This is a genomic window from Klebsiella sp. 141251, from assembly GCF_050600725.1.
Lineage (GTDB): Bacteria > Pseudomonadota > Gammaproteobacteria > Enterobacterales > Enterobacteriaceae > Klebsiella > Klebsiella aerogenes.
The window spans coordinates 227,480-247,223 of record NZ_JAQIRG010000008.1 but is presented as its reverse complement, the minus strand read 5'-3'; the positions used below and the strand labels follow the sequence as shown (position 1 = coordinate 247,223).

24 protein-coding genes are annotated in these 19,744 nt (G+C 55.6%); 11 read left to right on the top strand and 13 right to left on the bottom strand.

The genetic code is table 11. From position 1 onward, the window contains the following. The first annotated feature begins 340 nt into the window (after window positions 1-340). The 4 genes from PGR09_RS18975 (at window position 341) to mtgA (ending at window position 5,321) form a co-directional block, all read left to right on the top strand. Window positions 341-1,267: a TIGR01212 family radical SAM protein gene (locus tag PGR09_RS18975; RefSeq protein WP_430916414.1), complete on the top strand. Its 927-nt coding sequence runs from the start codon at window positions 341-343 to the stop codon at window positions 1,265-1,267. A gap of 107 nt (window positions 1,268-1,374) precedes the next feature. Beyond that, a complete protein-coding gene (gene arcB, locus PGR09_RS18970; protein ID WP_045394977.1) occupies window positions 1,375-3,711 on the top strand; it encodes an aerobic respiration two-component sensor histidine kinase ArcB in 2,337 nt (778 codons plus the stop codon). A 234-nt stretch (window positions 3,712-3,945) separates the two neighbouring features. Next, the gene (gene elbB, locus PGR09_RS18965; RefSeq protein WP_045394975.1) at window positions 3,946-4,599 is read left to right on the top strand and encodes an isoprenoid biosynthesis glyoxalase ElbB; all 654 of its coding nucleotides are present in this window, start codon (window positions 3,946-3,948) and stop codon (window positions 4,597-4,599) included. Continuing rightward, window positions 4,596-5,321, top strand: a complete 726-nt coding sequence (gene mtgA, locus PGR09_RS18960; RefSeq protein ID WP_045394973.1) for a monofunctional biosynthetic peptidoglycan transglycosylase — start codon at window positions 4,596-4,598, stop codon at window positions 5,319-5,321. The genes elbB and mtgA overlap by 4 nt, the downstream gene beginning before the upstream one ends. A 22-nt stretch (window positions 5,322-5,343) precedes the next feature. Here mtgA and npr read toward each other — a convergent pair whose 3' ends face one another. Genes npr through PGR09_RS18905 form a run of 11 tightly spaced genes read right to left on the bottom strand, consistent with a single transcriptional unit; the run spans window position 5,344 to window position 13,228 of the window. After that, a complete protein-coding gene (npr, locus tag PGR09_RS18955; protein ID WP_002918431.1) occupies window positions 5,344-5,616 on the bottom strand; it encodes a PTS phosphocarrier protein NPr in 273 nt (90 codons plus the stop codon). Continuing rightward, the gene (gene rapZ, locus PGR09_RS18950) at window positions 5,613-6,467 is read right to left on the bottom strand and encodes an RNase adapter RapZ (protein WP_015369491.1); all 855 of its coding nucleotides are present in this window, start codon (window positions 6,465-6,467) and stop codon (window positions 5,613-5,615) included. Before rapZ ends, npr begins: the two co-directional genes overlap by 4 nt. Window positions 6,468-6,512: 45 nt before the next feature. After that, on the bottom strand, window positions 6,513-7,001 hold the full coding sequence (ptsN, locus tag PGR09_RS18945) for a PTS IIA-like nitrogen regulatory protein PtsN (RefSeq protein ID WP_015369492.1): 489 nt from the start codon (window positions 6,999-7,001) through the stop codon (window positions 6,513-6,515). Window positions 7,002-7,059: 58 nt separating this feature from the next. Next, window positions 7,060-7,347: a ribosome hibernation promoting factor gene (gene hpf / locus PGR09_RS18940; protein ID WP_004125711.1), complete on the bottom strand. Its 288-nt coding sequence runs from the start codon at window positions 7,345-7,347 to the stop codon at window positions 7,060-7,062. Window positions 7,348-7,369: 22 nt separating this feature from the next. Continuing rightward, a complete protein-coding gene (gene rpoN, locus PGR09_RS18935) occupies window positions 7,370-8,803 on the bottom strand; it encodes an RNA polymerase factor sigma-54 (protein WP_032715896.1) in 1,434 nt (477 codons plus the stop codon). Between the two features lie 47 nt (window positions 8,804-8,850). Further along, window positions 8,851-9,576 carry an LPS export ABC transporter ATP-binding protein gene (lptB, locus tag PGR09_RS18930; protein ID WP_004206203.1) on the bottom strand — a complete coding sequence of 242 codons (726 nt, stop codon included), beginning with the start codon at window positions 9,574-9,576 and terminating at the stop codon, window positions 8,851-8,853. 6 nt (window positions 9,577-9,582) lie between these two features. After that, complete coding sequence (gene lptA, locus PGR09_RS18925; RefSeq protein ID WP_015369494.1) at window positions 9,583-10,128, bottom strand: lipopolysaccharide ABC transporter substrate-binding protein LptA; 546 nt, start codon at window positions 10,126-10,128, stop codon at window positions 9,583-9,585. Continuing rightward, window positions 10,097-10,672, bottom strand: a complete 576-nt coding sequence (gene lptC, locus PGR09_RS18920; protein ID WP_047044700.1) for an LPS export ABC transporter periplasmic protein LptC — start codon at window positions 10,670-10,672, stop codon at window positions 10,097-10,099. The genes lptA and lptC overlap by 32 nt, the downstream gene beginning before the upstream one ends. Continuing rightward, the gene (kdsC, locus tag PGR09_RS18915) at window positions 10,669-11,235 is read right to left on the bottom strand and encodes a 3-deoxy-manno-octulosonate-8-phosphatase KdsC (protein WP_015369496.1); all 567 of its coding nucleotides are present in this window, start codon (window positions 11,233-11,235) and stop codon (window positions 10,669-10,671) included. The genes lptC and kdsC overlap by 4 nt, the downstream gene beginning before the upstream one ends. A 14-nt stretch (window positions 11,236-11,249) precedes the next feature. Further along, the gene (kdsD, locus tag PGR09_RS18910; protein WP_015369497.1) at window positions 11,250-12,236 is read right to left on the bottom strand and encodes an arabinose-5-phosphate isomerase KdsD; all 987 of its coding nucleotides are present in this window, start codon (window positions 12,234-12,236) and stop codon (window positions 11,250-11,252) included. A 14-nt stretch (window positions 12,237-12,250) separates the two neighbouring features. Continuing rightward, window positions 12,251-13,228: a calcium/sodium antiporter gene (locus PGR09_RS18905; RefSeq protein WP_015369498.1), complete on the bottom strand. Its 978-nt coding sequence runs from the start codon at window positions 13,226-13,228 to the stop codon at window positions 12,251-12,253. 206 nt (window positions 13,229-13,434) lie between these two features. On the opposite strand from PGR09_RS18905, the gene mlaF reads away from it, so the two are divergent. The 7 genes from mlaF (at window position 13,435) to murA (ending at window position 18,242) form a co-directional block, all read left to right on the top strand. Continuing rightward, the gene (mlaF, locus tag PGR09_RS18900; RefSeq protein ID WP_015369499.1) at window positions 13,435-14,247 is read left to right on the top strand and encodes a phospholipid ABC transporter ATP-binding protein MlaF; all 813 of its coding nucleotides are present in this window, start codon (window positions 13,435-13,437) and stop codon (window positions 14,245-14,247) included. Between the two features lie 7 nt (window positions 14,248-14,254). After that, window positions 14,255-15,037, top strand: a complete 783-nt coding sequence (gene mlaE, locus PGR09_RS18895; protein ID WP_015369500.1) for a lipid asymmetry maintenance ABC transporter permease subunit MlaE — start codon at window positions 14,255-14,257, stop codon at window positions 15,035-15,037. 4 nt (window positions 15,038-15,041) lie between these two features. Further along, entirely contained in the window at window positions 15,042-15,593 is a 552-nt protein-coding gene (gene mlaD, locus PGR09_RS18890; protein WP_015369501.1) for an outer membrane lipid asymmetry maintenance protein MlaD, read from the top strand. Between the two features lie 18 nt (window positions 15,594-15,611). Beyond that, window positions 15,612-16,247, top strand: a complete 636-nt coding sequence (gene mlaC, locus PGR09_RS18885; protein WP_015369502.1) for a phospholipid-binding protein MlaC — start codon at window positions 15,612-15,614, stop codon at window positions 16,245-16,247. Then, a complete protein-coding gene (mlaB, locus tag PGR09_RS18880; protein ID WP_015369503.1) occupies window positions 16,247-16,537 on the top strand; it encodes a lipid asymmetry maintenance protein MlaB in 291 nt (96 codons plus the stop codon). Before mlaC ends, mlaB begins: the two co-directional genes overlap by 1 nt. A gap of 136 nt (window positions 16,538-16,673) precedes the next feature. After that, complete coding sequence (ibaG, locus tag PGR09_RS18875) at window positions 16,674-16,928, top strand: BolA family iron metabolism protein IbaG (RefSeq protein WP_015369504.1); 255 nt, start codon at window positions 16,674-16,676, stop codon at window positions 16,926-16,928. A 54-nt stretch (window positions 16,929-16,982) separates the two neighbouring features. Further along, window positions 16,983-18,242, top strand: a complete 1,260-nt coding sequence (murA, locus tag PGR09_RS18870) for a UDP-N-acetylglucosamine 1-carboxyvinyltransferase (RefSeq protein WP_015369505.1) — start codon at window positions 16,983-16,985, stop codon at window positions 18,240-18,242. 62 nt (window positions 18,243-18,304) lie between these two features. Here the strand turns inward: murA and sfsB are convergent, their stop codons facing one another. Together sfsB and ispB are read right to left on the bottom strand one after the other, a co-directional pair. Further along, window positions 18,305-18,577, bottom strand: a complete 273-nt coding sequence (sfsB, locus tag PGR09_RS18865) for a DNA-binding transcriptional regulator SfsB (RefSeq protein ID WP_015369506.1) — start codon at window positions 18,575-18,577, stop codon at window positions 18,305-18,307. Window positions 18,578-18,771: 194 nt separating this feature from the next. Then, entirely contained in the window at window positions 18,772-19,743 is a 972-nt protein-coding gene (gene ispB, locus PGR09_RS18860) for an octaprenyl diphosphate synthase (RefSeq protein ID WP_015369507.1), read from the bottom strand. Between the last annotated feature and the right edge of the window lies 1 nt (window position 19,744).

Sequence of the window (19,744 nt, the reverse complement as noted above, 5' to 3'; positions counted from 1 at the left end):
ATAAACTCTCAGGGATGCGTAATCTAGTGTGATCTGTCTCACTATATCCGCAGCCTAAGATTACCTTTCTGTGCTGAATTGTATTTTTATAGCAGAGTATTTGACTGCTGCTGTTCTTAATGGCAGAAAATAAAACTATTTTTTGCTGTGACAAAGATAATTGAAACTCAGCATTGAAGTATAAGGAAATGTTATTACTGCAGCTGTGAATGAAACAGCGTTTATTTTGATTGAATATGCAATGAGCTAAGCGGCCGCGCTGACGATTGATCCAGGTCATCGCCGTCGGAGGCTAAAAATGGCAGGCTTGGCCCCTTTCTTGAGGCCGGTCTATCAGATTATGCAGTTACAAAAATTAGTCAACATGTTTGGTGGGGATCTTACGCGCCGCTACGGTGAAAAGGTACATAAACTGACGCTGCATGGTGGCTTTAGCTGCCCGAATCGTGATGGCACAATTGGCCGCGGCGGCTGCACATTTTGTAATGTCGCCTCCTTCGCCGACGAGGCCCAGCAGTACCGCTCAATTGCCGATCAGCTGGCGCACCAGGCGCAGCTGGTCAACCGCGCGAAACGCTATCTTGCTTATTTCCAGGCCTACACCAGCACCTTTGCCGAAGTTCAGCTCCTGCGTTCGATGTATCAGCAGTCGGTGAGTCAGGCGAATATCGTGGGGCTGTGCGTCGGCACTCGCCCCGACTGCGTTCCCGATGCGGTGCTGGACCTGCTCAGCGAATATCGGGAGCAGGGCTATGAAATCTGGCTGGAGCTGGGATTGCAGACTGCGCATGATAAAACGCTGCATCGTATCAATCGCGGCCATGACTTTGCCTGCTACCAGCGCACCACCCGACTGGCGCGCGAGCGCGGATTAAAGGTCTGTGCGCATCTTATCGTCGGCCTGCCGGGCGAAACCCAGCAGCAGTGCCTGCACACCCTGCAACGGGTAGTTGACACTGGCGTCGATGGCATCAAGCTGCACCCGCTGCACATCGTGACCGGCAGCATCATGGCGAAAGCCTGGCAGGCGGGTCGCCTGAACGGTATTGCGCTGGATGACTATACGGTCACCGCCGGTGAGATGATTCGCCATACGCCGCCGGAGGTGATTTATCACCGTATCTCGGCCAGCGCCCGTCGCCCAACGCTGCTGGCGCCGCTGTGGTGCGAAAACCGCTGGACCGGCATGGTCGAGCTGGACAAATACCTTAATGCCCATGGCGTTCAGGGGTCGGCATTGGGGACGCCGTGGATCCTGCCCGCCTGATGCTCCACTTCCTTAACGGCTGATTACCGCCGCATTTTTTGCACAACTTACAGCGTAATGTTCAGAATTGGGTATTATTGTGCGGAGTTGGCGATAAGGAATCCCTCATGAAGCAAATTCGTATGCTGGCGCAGTACTATGTCGATCTGATGATGAAGTTAGGTCTGGTGCGCTTTTCAATGCTGTTAGCTCTGGCGCTGGTGGTGCTGGCTATTGTGGTACAGATGGCCGTCACAATGGTGCTGCATGGGCAGGTGGAGAGTATTGATGTCATCCGCTCTATCTTCTTCGGGCTGCTGATTACCCCCTGGGCGGTCTATTTTCTGTCGGTGGTAGTCGAACAGCTGGAAGAGTCGCGGCAGCGGCTCTCGCGGCTGGTGGAAAAGCTGGAAGAGATGCGCGAGCGCGACCTTAAGCTTAACGTACAGCTCAAGGACAATATCGCCCAGTTGAACCAGGAAATTGGCGAGCGTGAGAAAGCGGAAGCGGAACGAGAAACCACGCTGGAACAGTTGAAAATAGAGATGAAAGAGCGCGAAGAGACGCAAATTCAGCTGGAACAACAGTCCTCTTTCCTGCGCTCTTTTCTTGATGCCTCACCGGATCTGGTTTTCTATCGTAACGAGGATAAAGAGTTCTCCGGCTGTAACCGGGCGATGGAACTGTTGACCGGAAAAAGCGAAAAGCAGCTGATTCACCTCAAGCCGCAGGATGTCTATAGCGAAGAAGCCGCGGTGAAAGTGCTGGAGACCGATGAGAAAGTCTTCCGCCATAATGTCTCGCTGACCTACGAACAATGGCTCGATTATCCCGATGGGCGTAAAGCCTGCTTTGAGATCCGCAAGGTCCCCTACTATGACCGCGTGGGCAAGCGCCGTGGCCTGATGGGCTTTGGCCGCGATATTACCGAGCGTAAGCGCTATCAGGACGCGCTGGAGCGCGCCAGCCGGGACAAGACCACCTTTATCTCAACCATCAGCCACGAGCTGCGTACGCCGCTCAACGGCATCGTTGGGCTCAGCCGCATCCTGCTGGATACTGAATTGACCAACGAGCAGGAAAAATATCTGAAAACTATCCATGTTTCAGCGGTGACGCTGGGGAATATCTTCAACGATATTATCGACATGGATAAAATGGAGCGGCGCAAAGTGCAGCTCGATAATCAGGAGGTGGACTTCACCAGCTTCCTTGCCGATCTGGAGAACCTCTCGGGCCTGCAGGCGCAGCAGAAAGGGTTGCGCTTTGTGATGGAGCCAACCCAGCCGCTGCCGCACAAGGTGGTAACCGATGGTACGCGCCTGCGGCAGATCCTGTGGAACCTGATCAGCAATGCGGTGAAGTTTACCCAGCAGGGCAATGTCACCGTGCGCGTCCGCTATGATGAAGGCGATATGCTGCACTTCGAAGTCGAGGACTCCGGTATCGGTATCCCGCAGGCGGAGCAGGACAAAATTTTCGCCATGTATTATCAGGTGAAAGATAGCCATGGCGGTAAACCGGCAACCGGTACCGGCATTGGTCTGGCGGTGTCGCGCCGTCTGGCGCGCAATATGGGCGGCGATATCAGCGTGACCAGCCAGCCGGGGCAGGGGGCGACGTTTACCCTGACCGTACACGCGCAGGCGGTGGCTGATGAAGTCGAAGATACGCTGGCCGAAGACGATATGCCGCTGCCGGCGCTGAACGTGCTGCTGGTGGAAGATATCGAACTGAACGTGATTGTCGCCCGTTCGGTGCTGGAAAAACTGGGCAACAGCGTGGACGTGGCGATGACCGGTAAAGCCGCTCTGGAGATGTTCGAACCCGGCGAATACGACCTGGTGCTGCTGGATATTCAGCTACCGGACATGACCGGCCTCGATATCTCGCGGCAGCTAAAACAGCGCTATGCCGCCGATGAGCTACCGCCGCTGGTGGCGCTGACCGCTAACGTGCTGAAGGACAAAAAAGAGTACCTTGATGCCGGCATGGATGATGTATTGAGTAAGCCGCTGTCGGTACCGGCGTTAACCGCGATCATCAAGAAATTCTGGGATGCGCCGGAAGACGACGGCCATGAACCGCCTGCGGTGGATGTCGCGAAATCGGCATCGGTACTGGACACCGATATGCTGGAGCAATATATCGAGCTGGTGGGACCGAAGCTGATTACCGACGGGCTGGCGGTGTTCGAGAAGATGATGCCAGGCTACATGTCCGTGCTGGAATCGAATCTCACCGCGCGCGACCAGAAAGGTATCGTCGATGAGGGCCATAAAATTAAGGGCGCGGCGGGTTCGATAGGTCTGCGCCATATCCAGCAGTTGGGACAGCAGATCCAAACGCCAGATTTACCCGCGTGGGAAGACAACGTTGGCGAGTGGGTGGAAGAGATGAAATCCGAGTGGCAAAACGATGTTGCGATACTGAAGGCCTGGATTGCGGCGGCGGATAAAAAATGACCCCGGATAAACCGGGGTGCGCGAATACTGCGCCAACACCAGGGAACTGGTTGTTGAGCCAGGATTGTTCGAGTGATTTTTTTACACGGCGCAACCTGAGGATTTGGCTTGCTCGTTCATTAAGATAGCAAACCATAAATAATTTGTTACGTGAATCGGTAAAATATGTGAAGCATAGCGAGTAAATCAAAATTATTTACTTGTTTCATAGAGTTGCGCTAAGGGGTTAGCAAGATGAAGAAGATTGGCGTGGTACTAAGCGGCTGTGGCGTTTACGACGGCGCAGAAATCCATGAAGCGGTCATTACCCTGTTGGCCATTGCGCGTCGCGGCGCGCAGGCCGTCTGCTTTGCGCCGGATAAGGCGCAAACCGACGTGATCAATCATCTGACCGGCGAAACGATGGCGGAAAGCCGCAACGTGCTGATTGAAGCGGCGCGTCTTGCGCGCGGCGCTATTCAGCCTTTGGCCAGCGCCCGTGTGGACGATCTGGATGCGCTGATTGTGCCAGGCGGCTTTGGCGCGGCGAAAAACCTGAGTAATTTCGCCGCCCAGGGGAGTGACTGCGTCGTTGACCGCGATCTGCAGGCGTTAACGCTGGCGATGCACGAGGCGGGTAAGCCGCTGGGCTTTATGTGTATCGCGCCGGCGCTGTTGCCGAAGATTTTCCCGACACCGCTGCGGATAACCATCGGTACCGATCCGGATACTGCCGAGGTGCTGGAAGAGATGGGCGCGGAGCATGTGCCGTGCCCGGTTGACGACATCGTGGTCGATGAAGACAACAAAGTGGTGACCACGCCTGCTTATATGCTGGCGCAGAATATTGCCGAGGCCGCCAGCGGTATTGAGAAACTGGTCGATCGCGTACTGGTTCTCGCTGAATGAGTAAGCGTGTTGCGCCGCTGGCGATGATCAAGCGCCTGCTGTTACGCCTGGCGCTTATCTGCGTGGTTTTCTGGGGCGGCGGTATCGCCGTATTCAGCGTTCTGCCGGTGCCGTTCTCAGCGGTGATGCTCGAGCGCCAGGTTAGCGCCTGGTTCTCCGGTGATTTTCATTATGTCGCCCATTCTGATTGGGTTGGTATGGACGAGATTTCCCCCTGGATGGGGCTGGCGGTGATTGCTGCTGAAGATCAGAAATTCCCCGACCACTGGGGTTTTGACGTGCCGGCAATCGAAAAAGCGCTGGCGCACAACGAACGGAATGAAAATCGAATTCGCGGCGCGTCGACGCTCTCTCAGCAGACGGCGAAAAACCTGTTTTTATGGGATGGCCGTAGCTGGCTACGCAAGGGGCTGGAAGTGGGCCTGACCGTCGGGATCGAAACGGTCTGGAGCAAGAAACGCATTCTCACCGTGTATCTGAATATCGCCGAGTTTGGCGACGGTATTTTCGGTGTTGAAGCGGCGGCCCAGCGCTATTTTCATAAGCCGGCCAGCCGTTTAACCCCTGCAGAGGCCGCGCTGCTGGCGGCGGTATTACCGAATCCGATTCGGTTTCGCGCCGATGCGCCATCAGGTTATGTTCGCAGCCGACAGGCATGGATCCTGCGCCAGATGCGTCAGTTAGGCGGCGAAGGCTTTATGCAGGCCAATAAGCTGCATTAACCGCAATCCCGCCGGGAGATGCTTAGTCTTCATCAAACCCGGCATTGAACAGCGCGATCACCGCCGCCAGCGCTTCGACTTCCTGCGGGCCGCTGGCCTCCACCTCAATTTGACGACCTTTGGCGGAATCGAGCATCAGCAGGGCGATAACGCTATTGGCTTCCGCCTCCGTGCCTTCGTCGTTGCGTAGCAACACTTCCGCATCGAAATTCTGCATTAGCTCGAAAAGCTTCATCGCCGGGCGTGCGTGCATGCCCAGCTTGTTGGTGATTTCAACGGTTTGCTTGACGGTCATGATTTACGTTTTTCCAGCGTCCGGTGACGAGACTGCACGTTCTTACCGCGCGAGCGGAAGTAGTCAGCCAGCTGTTCGGCAATATAGACCGAGCGATGCTTACCGCCGGTACAACCAATGGCCACCGTCAGATAGCTGCGGTTATTGGTTTCCAGCATTGGCAACCAAAGCTCCAGATAGCTTCGGGTCTGATAAATAAAGTTATGCACTTCCGTATGGCGATCGAGGAAGGCGGCAACCGGTTTATCGAGGCCGGTCATGGGGCGTAGCTTCGGATCCCAGTGCGGGTTCGGCAGGAAACGGACGTCAAAAACGTAATCGGCATCGATCGGGATACCGTGTTTGAAGCCGAATGATTCAAAGACCATCGTCAATTCACGTTCGCGTTTACCTAGCAGGCGGGTACGCAGCATCTCGGCCAGTTCATGCACCGACATTTCGGAAGTATCGACGATCAGGTCCGCGCGCGAGCGCAGCGGCTCGAGCAGATCGCTCTCTTCGTCGATCGCGCTTTCGAGCGACAAATTCTTGCTGGAGAGCGGATGCAAGCGGCGGGTATCGCTGTAGCGGCGGATCAGGGTATTGCGGTCGGCATCAAGGAACAGCAGCTGCGGGGAGAAGGATTCCGGCAGGTTCTGCATCGCTTGTTCAAAGATTTCCGGTGATTCCGGCATATTACGCACGTCGATGCTGACGGCCGCGGAGATATCGCGGTCGGCCAGCGTTCGCGCCAGCTCAGGTAACAGCACTACCGGCAGGTTATCCACACAGTAGAAGCCCATATCTTCCAGCGCTCGCAGGGCGACGGATTTCCCCGAGCCAGAGCGGCCGCTGACGATCATCAGTACCATGTACCGTTTCTCCTCAGTACGATAAAGGTTAAGGCGCGACTCACGTTAAGCGTCATCGCTGCTTCCTGCTTCGGTGATGATCTCATACAACTCTTCATCGCTCACCGCAGCGCGCAGGCGACGGCAGATGGTTTTGTCCGCCAGACGTTTGGCGACCAGCGAGAGCGTATGCAGATGGGTTTTGGTTTGATCGGCCGGCACCAGTAGCGCAAACAGCAGATCGACCGGCTGATTGTCGATCGCATCGAAGGCGATCGGCGTTTCCAACTGCACAAATACGCCAACGGCGCGCAGGGTATCCTCTTCAAGCTTGCCGTGAGGGATCGCAATGCCGTTGCCGATCCCGGTACTGCCCATTTTTTCACGGGTCAGGATCGCTTCAAAGACCACCTGCGGCGGTAAACCTAGCTGCTTCGCCGCCAGTTCGCTGATGATTTCCAGCGCGCGTTTCTTGCTCTGGCAGTGAACCTGGCTACGGGTACAATCCTGGTTAAGGACATTGCTCAGTTGTAGAGCGGAATCGTTGTTCATCATAATTTCACCTGAGCTGCCCTTATCCGCGGGCTGCGGATAAGGGCGATCGCCCGGACAATTAGTGTTGTTTCAGTTTATCTTTATGTTTTGTTAACTGTCTTGCCAGCTTATCGATAAGACCATCGATAGCGGCATACATATCCTGCCCTTCCGCACTGGCATGGATTTCGCCACCGTTGACATGCAAATTGGCGTCCGCGATTTGCGTCACCTTCTCTACTTTTAACACAATATAGACCTGGTTGATCCTATCGAAAAACTGCTCCAGTTTGCTGAACTTCGTAGTGACGAAGTCGCGCATGGCGGGAGTGATCTCGACGTTGTGTCCTGTAATGTTGAGCTGCATAGTGTCTTCCTTATCGGTTGTGTCAGACCAGTTGTTTGCGCTGGTTTGACGGCGGAATGGATAAAGACTCTCGGTACTTAGCAACAGTGCGCCGCGCCACCATAATACCCTGATCGGAGAGCATGGTGGTGAGCTTGCTGTCGCTCAACGGCTTCGCGGGGTTCTCCGCGGCGATTAACTTCTTCACCAGCGCACGAATGGCGGTAGACGAGGCTTCGCCGCCGCCTTCGGTATTGACGTGGCTGGAGAAGAAATACTTCAACTCAAAAATACCGCGTGGACTGTGCAGATATTTTTGCGTGGTAACGCGTGAAATGGTTGATTCATGCATCTCGACGGCCTGGGCGATATCCGCCAGCACCATCGGTTTCATAAATTCTTCACCCTGCTCAAAGAAGGCCTGCTGCTGTTCGACGATGCAGCGGCTGACGCGCAGCAGGGTATCGTTACGGCTCTCAAGGCTCTTAATCAGCCAGCGGGCTTCTTGCAGGTTGCTGCGGATAAACTGGCTGTCGGCGTCGTTGCGCGCATTATTGCCCATCGCCGCGTATTGCTGATTAATCTTCAGCCGCGGAATGCTGTCGGAATTGAGCTCGACGACCCAGCGGCCGTTAACCTTGCGCACCAGTACATCCGGGATCACGTATTCCGGCTCGCTGGTTTGAATGGACTGACCCGGGCGCGGATCCAGCGACTGGATCAGGCAAACCGCCTCTTTCAGAACGTCTTCTTTCAAGCGAGTGACGCGCATCAGGCTACGGAAATCGTGGTTGGCCAGGAGATCAAGATGCTCGCTGATAATCAACCGGGCTTCTTCCAGCCACGGCGTCTCTTTGGCAAATTGTGAAAGCTGGATCAGCAGGCAGTCACGGAGATCCCTGGCGGCGACGCCGACCGGATCGAAACGCTGTACGCGCTTGAGTACCGCTTCAACTTCCTCAAGACCAATTTCATCATCTTCGATACTGTCGACAATGTCCTGAATGGAAATAGTGAGGTAGCCGGTCTCGTCAACGGCATCGACGATGGAGGTGGCTATCGCGCGGTCGGTATCGGTGAATGGCGTGAGCTCGACCTGCCACATCAGATAATCCTGCAGGCTTTGGGTGGTCTCACCCTGATAGATCGGCAGTTCATCGTCCTGGTAGTCGACGCCATTACCCGACGGCGTGCCGGCGGTGTAGATTTCATCCCAGCTGGCGTCCAGCGGGAGCTCGTCCGGCATCTCTTTTTGTTCGAGCGCGTCGACGGTATCCAGAGACTCGCGGTCCTCGGCTTCTGTGGTTTCAACCTCTTCGTGAAGATCGGTTTGCTCAAGCAACGGGTTACTCTCCAGCGCCTGCTGGAGTTCTTGCTGGAGTTCTAACGTGGACAGCTGCAACAAGCGGATGGCCTGCTGCAGTTGGGGCGTCATGGCAAGCTGTTGGCTTAGCCTTAATTGCAAACCTTGCTTCATGTTCAGGGTCAATATCTCCGGCTAAAACGTCTATAACCTCTACCCTATCAGAGTCTGAAGTCTTCCCCAAGGTACACGCGTTTAACCTGCTCGTCTTCAAGGATTTGCTGCGGGGTGCCGTGGGCGATGAGATGGCCCTGGCTCACGATATAAGCTCGTTCACAGACCGCCAGCGTCTCCCTGACGTTATGGTCAGTAATGAGTACGCCCAGCCCGCTGTCGCGCAGGTGTTCGATGATGCGTTTAATATCGATAACAGAGATAGGGTCAACCCCGGCGAACGGTTCATCCAGCAGGATGAATTTCGGGTTCGCCGCCAGCGCGCGGGCGATTTCGACGCGGCGGCGTTCACCGCCGGAGAGCGCCTGGCCCAGGCTATCGCGCAGGTGTTCGATGTGGAATTCTTCCATCAGCTCTTTAGCGCGATCTTCACGCTGCTCGCTGCTGAGATCGTCGCGAATCTGCAGCACCGCCATCAGGTTATCGTAGACGCTCAGGCGGCGGAAGATAGAGGCTTCCTGCGGCAGATAACCAATGCCGCGGCGCGCGCGCGCGTGCAGCGGCAGCAGACTGATATCTTCATCGTCAATGATAATGTTGCCGGCATCGCGCGGCACGATGCCCACCACCATATAAAAGGTGGTGGTCTTACCGGCGCCGTTCGGGCCCAGCAGACCGACGATTTCACCGGAGTTGACGGTCAGGCTGACGTCTTCCACCACGCGGCGGCCTTTGTAGGCTTTGGCGAGGTTTTTTGCAGTTAATGTTGCCATAACGGATTACTTACCTTTCTTTTGCTGATCGCCGCTTTTGTCCTGCAACTGCGAAGGCACCAGTACCGTAGTCACGCGACCGCCTTTGTTGCTGAAGGCCTGCATTTTCTGCTCTTTCACCAGATAGGTGATTTTATCGCCCTGAATATTGCTATCCAGCTGTTCCAGATGCGCGTTACCGGTCAGCACCACGAAATCGTTCTGCAGTTCATAATGCATTTTCGACGCGCGGCCTTTCACCGGTTTGCCATTGTCCTGCATCTGATAGAAGGTGGCCGGATTGCCGAAACCGTCGATCACCTCTTTGCCTTTTTCACCGCCAGGGCGGGTAACCACGACTTTGTCGGCATTGATCTTAATGGTCCCCTGGGTAACGACCACGTTACCGGTGAAGGTCACGACGTTACCCTGCATATCCAGCGACTGCTGATCGGATTCGATGTGAATCGGCTGATCGGTATCGCCGGTTTTTGCCAGAGCCGGCAGGCTGGCGGCCAGAAGCGCGCTTGCGAGCGCAATGTTAAGGCTGAGTTTGTTTGTTCTGAATTTCATAAGAGGTTCTAACCTTTTCAATCAGCTCGGCATTTTTGCTGCGTAGGTTCCCGCGCATTTTCAGGCCGCTGGAATTAAATGTTGTTCCGTATAACGTCACCATATCGTCAGAGGTTACATCCTGGGTCACCAGGTTCACCTGCGCGTTATCGGTGGTAATTTTGCGCAGTTGAGAGTCGGGGCTCAACGCGTCGACCTCAACGTGGCCGTAAAGATACAGCATACGGTCGTTGGTTAACTTGGCTTTATCCGCTCTGATTGACCAGGCCGGAACCTTGTTGGTATCAAAGGTAGTCATTACCGGGTTGGTGAACCACGATACTTCTTGTTCGGAAAAGTATTCGACATGCTCGGCTATCAGACGATAGCTCAACGCGCCTTCCGGGCTGTACACCACGGTATCGGTATGCTCGCTTTTATACGTCGGATCGTTAGGATTGACCGCGACGGTCGCGGTGTCGTCCGTACTCGCCAGGTTCAGGCCGATCAGGATCAACGCGACCAGCGATAGTAAGATGATAACCCAACGTCTGGTTTTACTCATATTGATTGCCCTTTGGCCTCATCAAGCTTGCCCTGCGCCAATAGTAACAAATCGCAGACTTCGCGTACCGCGCCGCGTCCGCCGTTAATTCGCGTGACATAGTTCGCCCGCGGGAGCAGCAGCGGATGCGCATCGGCGACGGCGACGCTTAAACCGACCTCCGCCATTACCGGCCAGTCGATCAGATCGTCGCCAATGTACGCGACTTCATCGGGGCGAACCGCCAGTTTGCTTAATAATTCGCGAAACGCCAATAGCTTATCGGACTGACCTTGATACAGATGCGTAATGCCCAGCGTCTGGCAGCGGTCTTCTACCAGTTTAGCTTTTCGCCCGGTAATAATCGCGACTTCAATACCGGAAGTCAGCGCGCAGCGGATCCCGTAGCCATCGCGGACGTTAAACGCTTTCAGTTCTTCGCCGTTGTTGCCCATATAGATAAGGCCGTCGGAAAGCACGCCGTCGACGTCGAGGATCAGTAAACGGATCTTCGCCGCCCGGTCGATAAATTCCTGGCTTACCGGCCCGTAGCAGGTGTCGACCTGGGCATCAGCATTATTCATTATTTTATCCTTACTTACACTACGCCAGCGCGCAGCAGATCGTGCATATGTACCACACCTAGCAGTCGGTCGCCATCGGCAACCAGCACGCAGGTGATATGGCGGGACTGCATCAGGTTGAGCGCATCTACCGCCAGCATGCCCGGACGAATGCGGATCCCGCCTGGGGTCATGACTTCAGCGATGCTGGCGTTACGCATATCGACGCCGGTATCAAAGACGCGGCGCAGGTCGCCATCGGTGAAGATGCCGATGATATTCATCTCGTCATCGCAGATGGCCGTCATGCCTAAATTCTTACGGGTGATTTCCAGCAGCGCATCGCGCAGGGTGGCCTGCAGGCCGACGTGAGGGATCTCATCGCCGGTATGCATAATATCATTGACCCGCAGCAGCAGCTTACGACCAAGTGCGCCGCCGGGGTGCGACAAGGCGAAATCTTCGGCGGTAAAGCCGCGGGCTTCGAGCAGCGCTACGGCAAGGGCGTCACCCATCACCAGCGCGGCGGTGGTGCTGGAGGTCGGCGCCAGTCCTAGCGGACAGGCCTCTTTCGGCACTTTCACACATAGATGAATATCGGCGGCGCGCGCCATGCTGCTGTCCGGACGGCTGGTGACGCAGATAAGCGGCACCTGCTGGCGTTTAAGCACCGGAATCAACGCCAGAATTTCATTAGATTCACCGGAATTGGATAGCGCGATGACCACATCCTGCGGCGTGACCATCCCCAGATCGCCGTGAGCCGCTTCACCGGGATGGACAAAAAAAGCCGAAGTACCGGTACTGGCGAAAGTCGCCGCCATTTTGCGCCCGATATGACCGGATTTACCCATGCCCATCACCACGACTTTACCGCCGCAGCGGAAAATCGTTTCACAGGCGCGGGTGAAATCTTCATTAATATACTGATCGAGCTGGGCCAGACCTTCACGTTCAATTTCCAGAACCTGACGTCCTGCCTGTTGAAAGTCAAAATCCGTTGGCAAATCTATTTGCGACATGATGTTACCCCAATTCATTCAACGAAGTACGGCGCTGAACAGAACAGCACCGCCAACCAAACCATAAAGCCGCCGACCAGCAAGGCGCCCGCTACGCGCCCCGGCTGCCGTTTACGCCGCCAGCACAGCAGCGCGAAGATCGCGCTGACCAGCAGCATCACGCTGTAGTCGCGCGTAAAAGCTTCAGCAGGGAAGGCGCCAGGGGCGATTAACGCCGGCAGCCCGAGCACCAGCACGAGATTAAGGATATTGGCGCCAATGATATTCCCGATGGCGATATCGTCTTCCCCTTTTCGTGCGCCGGCGATAGCGGTGGCCAGTTCCGGCAGGCTGGTGCCGATAGCAATAACCGTTAAGCCGACCGTCAGCTCGCTAATGGCGAAATAGTTCGCCAACACCGTGGCGTTATCCACCACCATACGGGTGGCCATCGGCATGACGATCATCGCCACCCCAAGCCACAGCAGGGCGACGGGTAGCGAACCGCCGCGCGGTAGCTCCGCCAGCTGTTCCCGGGTCAGGCTATCGCTACCCTGACGTTCCGCCAGGCGCGCTATTTTTAGGGTAAACACCAGCCACAGTATGGCCAGCGCCAGTAAAAACAGCCCGTCCAGACGCGACAACTGGCCATCGTAGAGCACAAATCCCGCCAGTAAACTGACCAGCAACATTAGCGGCAATTCGCGGCGCAGGATATCAGAATGCACGGTAAATGGATGGAGCAGGGCGGCAAGACCGAGAATTAATAGAATATTCGTAATATTGGATCCCAACGCCGTACCGATCGCCAGATCGGTTTGCCCGTGAAGGGAGGCGGCGGTGGAAACGATGATCTCCGGCAGGCTGGTACCGATGCTCACGACCGTCATGCCGATGATGAGCGGCGGGATCCCCATCATGCGACACAGTATTGAAGCGGCGTATACCAGACGATCGGCGCTGTAAACTACCAGCAGTAAACCAATTATTAACAGAGCCGTTGCTAAGAGCATCTAAAGTCCTTTCTTCAGGTATAATCGTCGCCTCGCTGGCCGTCCGTACGCAGCGTAACGAATTCTTAATTTTGACTTTATGTGTGGCAAAAGTAAAACAAATGCCAGCTTTCGCTAACCCGGGCAGGTAAGATTCTGTAAAAATGTTGGGTTTGTGGTGAAAGAAAGCGCCATGCTTAGCCCGAAGGTTTAGTAAGGATGATTTTATGAGCCAAACTCTGGCGAATTTAGTCGAGGTTCGCGGTATTCGTTTCTCTCGGGGCGACCGCGTCATCTTCGATGATATCTCGCTATCGGTGCCTCGCGGCAAGATTACCGCCATTATGGGGCCATCGGGGATCGGCAAGACGACCCTGCTGCGTTTGATCGGCGGCCAGATCCCGCCGGACAGCGGCGAGATCCTGTTTGACGGCGAAAACGTGCCGCAAATGACGCGCTCGCGGCTGTATACCGTGCGTAAACGCATGAGCATGCTGTTTCAGTCCGGCGCGCTATTCACCGATATGAACGTGTTTGATAACGTAGCTTACCCGTTGCGCGAACATACTCAGTTGCCGGATGCGCTACTGCACACCACCGTCATGATGAAGCTGGAGGCGGTTGGGCTACGCGGCGCGGCGAAACTGATGCCTTCGGAACTCTCCGGCGGGATGGCGCGGCGCGCGGCGTTGGCGCGGGCGATTGCCCTTGAGCCGGATCTGATCATGTTTGATGAACCTTTCGTCGGACAGGATCCCATCACCATGGGCGTATTGGTTAAACTTATCTCAGAGCTGAATAGTACCCTGGGAGTGACCTGCATTGTGGTATCGCACGACGTACCGGAAGTGCTGAGCATTGCGGATTACGCCTACATCGTGGCGGATAAGAAAATCGTTGCCCACGGCAGCGCGCAATCGCTGCGTGAAAATAGCGATCCGCGCGTGCGCCAGTTCATTGATGGCATCGCTGACGGCCCGGTGCCGTTCCGCTATCCTGCGGGCGATTACCACCATGATTTATTAGGCAAAGGGAGCTAAACGACTCATGCTATTCAATGCGTTGGCAGCGCTCGGACACCGCGGCATCAAAACCACCGCGACCTTCGGGCGCGCCGGATTAATGCTGTTTAATGCCGTGGTGGGCAAGCCGGAATTTCGCAAACATGCTCCGCTGCTGGTGCGCCAGCTGTATAACGTCGGCGTGTTATCGATGCTGATTATTATCGTCTCGGGGCTGTTCATCGGTATGGTACTGGGGCTGCAGGGCTATCTGGTATTAACGACTTATAGCGCAGAGACCAGCCTGGGTATGCTGGTGGCGCTGTCGCTGCTGCGCGAGCTGGGGCCGGTGGTAGCCGCACTGCTTTTCGCCGGGCGAGCCGGTTCGGCGTTAACCGCCGAGATTGGCCTGATGCGGGCGACCGAGCAGCTCTCCAGCATGGAAATGATGGCGGTGGATCCGCTGCGCCGGGTGATTTCGCCGCGCTTCTGGGCCGGGGTTATCTCGCTTCCGCTGTTGACGATCATATTCGTCGCCGTAGGCGTCTGGGGCGGTTCGCTGGTTGGCGTCAGCTGGAAAGGCATCGACGCGGGGTTCTTCTGGACCGCGATGCAAAATGCCGTCGACTGGCGAATGGATCTGGTTAACTGCCTGATTAAAAGTCTGGTTTTTGCCGTTACGGTAACCTGGATTGCGTTATTCAATGGTTATGACGCTATCCCCACTTCCGCTGGAATTAGCCGGGCAACGACGCGCACCGTGGTGCATTCGTCGCTGGCGGTTCTGGGGCTGGATTTTGTGCTGACTGCGCTGATGTTTGGGAATTAAGTTCATGCAAACGAAAAAAAATGAGATCTGGGTAGGTGTGTTCTTACTGGCGGCGCTGCTGGCGGCGCTGTTTGTCTGTCTGAAGGCGGCGAACGTCACCTCGTTGCGTACCGAACCGACTTATCGTCTTTATGCGACCTTCGATAACATCGGTGGCCTGAAAGCGCGTTCACCGGTGCGCATCGGCGGTGTGGTGGTCGGTCGCGTCGCGGATATCACCCTCGATCCAAAAACCTATCTGCCGCGCGTTGCCATCGATATCGACGAAAGCTACAACCACATTCCGGATACCAGCTCGCTGGCGATTCGTACTTCCGGCCTGCTCGGGGAGCAGTACCTGGCGCTGAACGTCGGTTTTGAAGACCCGGAACTGGGCACCGCGATTCTTAAAGACGGCGGTACGATTCAGGACACCAAGTCCGCCATGGTGTTGGAAGATCTGATAGGCCAGTTCCTCTATAACAGCAAGGGCAGCGATAATCAGAATTCTGACAATGATAAGGCGGCGGCTGAGGGTCATACTGACGCTACGCCGCAGGCCGGCATGACGCATTAATTTCAGGAGAGACAAGATATGTTTAAACGCTTACTCATGGTCGCCATGCTGGTGATTGCTCCACTAACAGCCGCGCATGCCGCGGATCAAACTAACCCGTATAAGTTGATGGACGAAGCGGCGCAGAAGACCTTCGATCGTCTGAAGAACGAACAGCCGAAGATCAAAGCCAACCCGAACTATCTGCGTGATATCGTCGATCAGGAACTGCTGCCTTACGTGCAGGTGAAATATGCCGGCGCGCTGGTGCTGGGCCGTTACTACAAAGAGGCGACGCCTGCACAACGTGAAGCCTATTTCGCCGCCTTCCGCGAGTATCTGAAACAGGCTTACGGTCAGGCGCTGGCGATGTATCACGGCCAGACTTACCAAATTGCGCCTGAGCAGCCGCTGGGCAGCGCAACCATCGTGCCGATTCGCGTCACCATCCTCGACCCGAATGGCCGTCCTCCGGTACGTCTGGACTTCCAATGGCGTAAAAATACCCAGACCGGCAACTGGCAGGCTTATGACATGATCGCCGAAGGCGTCAGCATGATCACCACCAAACAAAACGAGTGGAGCGACCTGCTGCGCACGAAAGGTGTTGATGGTCTGACCGCGCAGCTGAAAGCTATTTCTGCCCAGCCTATCACTCTGGATCAGAAGAAATAATGAGCGAACAACTGAGCTGGAACCGCGACGGTGAACGCCTGGCGTTGCGCGGCGAACTGGATCAGGAATTTATACTGCCGCTGTGGAATGCACGCGCGCAGGCGACCGACGGCGTATCCACTATCGACCTCAGCGACGTTTCACGGGTCGATAGCGCCGGGGTAGCGTTGCTGGTTCATTTTGTCGCGCTGGTACGTCGGCAGGGCAAAACGGCGCAAGTGGTAGGGAAAAGCGAAAACCTGCAAACGCTGGTGAGTCTTTACAACCTTCCGGCGGACATGATCCCGTAAATTTTTCAGTAGGTTAATGCTGAAGCTATTCTGAAAGCCCCATCAATCTGTTCGATGGGGCTTTTTGCTTGTTTAAGACAGCGCCACTTTCCTCTAAGATGTTGGGCTGTTTTCACACTCAGAAAAATGTGATCCCATGGAAAATCATGAAATTCAGACCGTGCTGATGAACGCACTCTCCCTTCAGGAAGTCCACGTCTCTGGCGATGGCAGCCACTTTCAGGTTATCGCTGTGGGTGAGATGTTTGACGGCATGAGCCGGGTAAAAAAACAGCAGGCTATCTACGCGCCGCTGATGGAATATATTGCCGACAATCGCATTCATGCGCTGTCGATCAAAGCGTTTACCCCGCAAGAATGGGCACGCGATCGCAAACTTAATGGCTTTTAAGCTGTAGGGATGTTCCCTACAGCGTTGATGAATTTTTAACCGAGAACAGAATCAATGGATAAATTCCGTGTTCAGGGGCCGACTCGCCTGCAGGGCGAGGTCACCATTTCCGGCGCTAAAAACGCTGCCCTGCCAATCCTCTTTGCCGCGCTGTTAGCCGAAGAGCCGATTGAAATCCAGAACGTACCGAAGCTGAAAGATATCGATACCACCATGAAGCTGCTGAGCCAGCTGGGCGCGAAGGTCGAGCGCAATGGTTCCGTATGGATCGATGCTGGCCCGGTAAATGTTTTCTGTGCTCCGTACGATTTAGTGAAAACCATGCGCGCTTCCATCTGGGCGCTGGGGCCGCTGGTGGCGCGTTTCGGCCAGGGCCAGGTTTCTCTGCCGGGCGGCTGCGCTATCGGCGCGCGTCCGGTCGACCTGCACATTACCGGCCTGGAACAGCTGGGCGCGGAAATCAAACTGGAAGAAGGCTATGTGAAGGCGTCGGTTAACGGGCGTCTGAAAGGCGCGCATATCGTGATGGATAAGGTCAGCGTAGGCGCGACCGTGACTATCATGAGCGCGGCGACGCTGGCTGAAGGCACGACCGTGATTGAAAACGCCGCGCGCGAGCCGGAAATCGTCGATACCGCCAACTTCCTTAACGCGCTGGGCGCAAAGATTACGGGTCAGGGTTCCGACCGTATCACCATTGAGGGCGTTGCGCGTCTGGGCGGCGGCGTTTATCGCGTGCTGCCGGACCGTATCGAAACCGGTACCTTCCTGGTCGCTGCGGCGATCTCCGGCGGTAAAATTATGTGCCGTCATGCGCAGCCTGATACCCTGGATGCGGTACTGGCTAAGCTGCGTGAAGCTGGCGCGGACATTGAAGTCGGTGAAGACTGGATTAGCCTCGATATGCACGGCAACCGTCCGAAAGCGGTCAACGTGCGTACCGCGCCGCACCCGGGTTTCCCAACCGACATGCAGGCGCAGTTCACCTTGCTGAACCTGGTGGCTGAAGGAACGGGTGTTATCACCGAAACCATCTTCGAGAACCGCTTCATGCACATTCCGGAACTGATCCGTATGGGCGCGCACGCGGAAATCGAAAGTAATACCGCGATTTGCCATGGTGTCGCGAAGCTGTCCGGCGCACAGGTCATGGCGACCGACCTGCGTGCATCTGCAAGCCTGGTGCTGGCGGGTTGTATTGCGGAAGGGACGACCATCGTCGACCGTATCTATCATATCGATCGCGGCTATGAGCGCATCGAAGATAAACTGCAGGCTCTGGGCGCGAATATCGAACGCGTCAAAGGCGAGTAATTCTGCTGCGGTAGCAGCCCTCTGACGTCCGTCCGGGGGCTGTTATCGATCTCTCCCTCACGTTAGGTCTTATTTCTCTTCTGACGCATCATCTGCGTTCTGTCGATGAACTGATGGGTAATGGGGTCGTGGTAACGCGATGGCCAGATAACCCACGGATCGGTTCCCAGCGCGTTCGCAATAATCAATTCGCCTTTAGGCCACGGACGGGTTAGCGCGTTGGCAAGCGTAGAAGAGCTTAATCCGTGACGTCGCGACTCAGCTGCGAGGGACGTCCCCTTTTTGCGAAGGCCGGCAATAATATCCGCTGAATGCCAGTCGATGAACTTATCCATAAATTCTCCCGGTGATAACTGTCTGCGCGTCAATACGGACGGCCGAAATACTATACCCTGGTTCTTATATGGTTTTAACAAGTTCCCGTATTGTTCTTGTACATTCAGAATATATTAAGGTTTCTGGCGTTATTTGAAGAATATTGGATTTTATTGGAACTCTCCCGCGCGGTGAGCACGGGAGAGAGGAGGGATTAGTGGTCGCGCTGAACGGCGATATGCGCAAGGCCGATGAGGGCATCGCGCCATGGCGTATCCGGCAGAACCTGCAGTGCGGCGATAGCTTTATCAGCTTCTTCTTCCGCACGTTTCTGCGTCCACTCCAGCGAACCGCAGGCCGCCATGGTTTCAAGTACCGCGTCAAGCAGATGACGCCCGTTACCCTGCTCGATAGCGCCGCGAATCATTGCCGCCTGATCCGGGGTACCGTGATGCATAGCGTGTAGCAGAGGCAGCGTTGGTTTGCCTTCGTTCAGGTCATCACCGACGTTTTTGCCAAGGCGTTCGCCATCGGAACTGTAATCCAGCAGATCGTCAATCAGCTGGAACGCGGTGCCGAGGTAACGGCCGTAATCCTGCAGCGCCTGTTCTTCTTCGGCGCTGCAACCAGCCAGGATACCGGAACACTGCGAAGCGGCTTCAAACAGACGGGCGGTCTTACTGTAGATGACCCGCATATAATTCTCTTCCGTGATATCCGGGTCGTTGACGTTCATCAACTGCAGGACTTCGCCTTCGGCAATGACGTTTACGGCTTCCGACATCACCTCCAGCACCTTCAGCGAACCGAGACGAGTCATCATCTGGAAGGCGCGGGTGTAGATAAAGTCGCCCACCAGTACGCTGGCGGCGTTACCGAACGCGGCGTTGGCCGTCGCTTTGCCGCGGCGCATATCGGACTCGTCGACGACGTCGTCATGCAGTAGGGTCGCGGTATGAATAAATTCGATCAGTGCGGCAATGTTGACGTGCGCATTCCCCTGATAGCCGACCGCGCGAGCTGCAAGCACGGCGATCATCGGACGAATACGTTTACCGCCTCCGCTGACGATGTAGTAGCCTAACTGATTGATAAGCTGTACATCTGAGTTGAGCTGCTCGAGGATTGCCGCATTGACACCCGCCATATCCTGCGCGGTTAACTCATTGATTTTTTCTAAATTCATC

Coding starts and splice junctions, on each gene's coding strand:
- ptsN (WP_015369492.1), bottom strand. CDS start 7,001: ATGATGAACAACGATTCCGCTCTACAACTGAGCAATGTCCTTAACCAG.
- mlaB (WP_015369503.1), top strand. CDS start 16,247: ATGAGCGAACAACTGAGCTGGAACCGCGACGGTGAACGCCTGGCGTTG.
- PGR09_RS18975 (WP_430916414.1), top strand. CDS start 341: ATGCAGTTACAAAAATTAGTCAACATGTTTGGTGGGGATCTTACGCGC.
- rpoN (WP_032715896.1), bottom strand. CDS start 8,803: ATGAAGCAAGGTTTGCAATTAAGGCTAAGCCAACAGCTTGCCATGACG.
- ibaG (WP_015369504.1), top strand. CDS start 16,674: ATGGAAAATCATGAAATTCAGACCGTGCTGATGAACGCACTCTCCCTT.
- mtgA (WP_045394973.1), top strand. CDS start 4,596: ATGAGTAAGCGTGTTGCGCCGCTGGCGATGATCAAGCGCCTGCTGTTA.
- npr (WP_002918431.1), bottom strand. CDS start 5,616: ATGACCGTCAAGCAAACCGTTGAAATCACCAACAAGCTGGGCATGCAC.
- mlaE (WP_015369500.1), top strand. CDS start 14,255: ATGCTATTCAATGCGTTGGCAGCGCTCGGACACCGCGGCATCAAAACC.
- lptB (WP_004206203.1), bottom strand. CDS start 9,576: ATGGCAACATTAACTGCAAAAAACCTCGCCAAAGCCTACAAAGGCCGC.
- murA (WP_015369505.1), top strand. CDS start 16,983: ATGGATAAATTCCGTGTTCAGGGGCCGACTCGCCTGCAGGGCGAGGTC.
- elbB (WP_045394975.1), top strand. CDS start 3,946: ATGAAGAAGATTGGCGTGGTACTAAGCGGCTGTGGCGTTTACGACGGC.
- arcB (WP_045394977.1), top strand. CDS start 1,375: ATGAAGCAAATTCGTATGCTGGCGCAGTACTATGTCGATCTGATGATG.
- sfsB (WP_015369506.1), bottom strand. CDS start 18,577: ATGGATAAGTTCATCGACTGGCATTCAGCGGATATTATTGCCGGCCTT.
- mlaC (WP_015369502.1), top strand. CDS start 15,612: ATGTTTAAACGCTTACTCATGGTCGCCATGCTGGTGATTGCTCCACTA.
- hpf (WP_004125711.1), bottom strand. CDS start 7,347: ATGCAGCTCAACATTACAGGACACAACGTCGAGATCACTCCCGCCATG.
- PGR09_RS18905 (WP_015369498.1), bottom strand. CDS start 13,228: ATGCTCTTAGCAACGGCTCTGTTAATAATTGGTTTACTGCTGGTAGTT.
- mlaF (WP_015369499.1), top strand. CDS start 13,435: ATGAGCCAAACTCTGGCGAATTTAGTCGAGGTTCGCGGTATTCGTTTC.
- kdsD (WP_015369497.1), bottom strand. CDS start 12,236: ATGTCGCAAATAGATTTGCCAACGGATTTTGACTTTCAACAGGCAGGA.
- kdsC (WP_015369496.1), bottom strand. CDS start 11,235: ATGAATAATGCTGATGCCCAGGTCGACACCTGCTACGGGCCGGTAAGC.
- rapZ (WP_015369491.1), bottom strand. CDS start 6,467: ATGGTACTGATGATCGTCAGCGGCCGCTCTGGCTCGGGGAAATCCGTC.
- mlaD (WP_015369501.1), top strand. CDS start 15,042: ATGCAAACGAAAAAAAATGAGATCTGGGTAGGTGTGTTCTTACTGGCG.
- lptC (WP_047044700.1), bottom strand. CDS start 10,672: ATGAGTAAAACCAGACGTTGGGTTATCATCTTACTATCGCTGGTCGCG.
- ispB (WP_015369507.1), bottom strand. CDS start 19,743: ATGAATTTAGAAAAAATCAATGAGTTAACCGCGCAGGATATGGCGGGT.
- lptA (WP_015369494.1), bottom strand. CDS start 10,128: ATGAAATTCAGAACAAACAAACTCAGCCTTAACATTGCGCTCGCAAGC.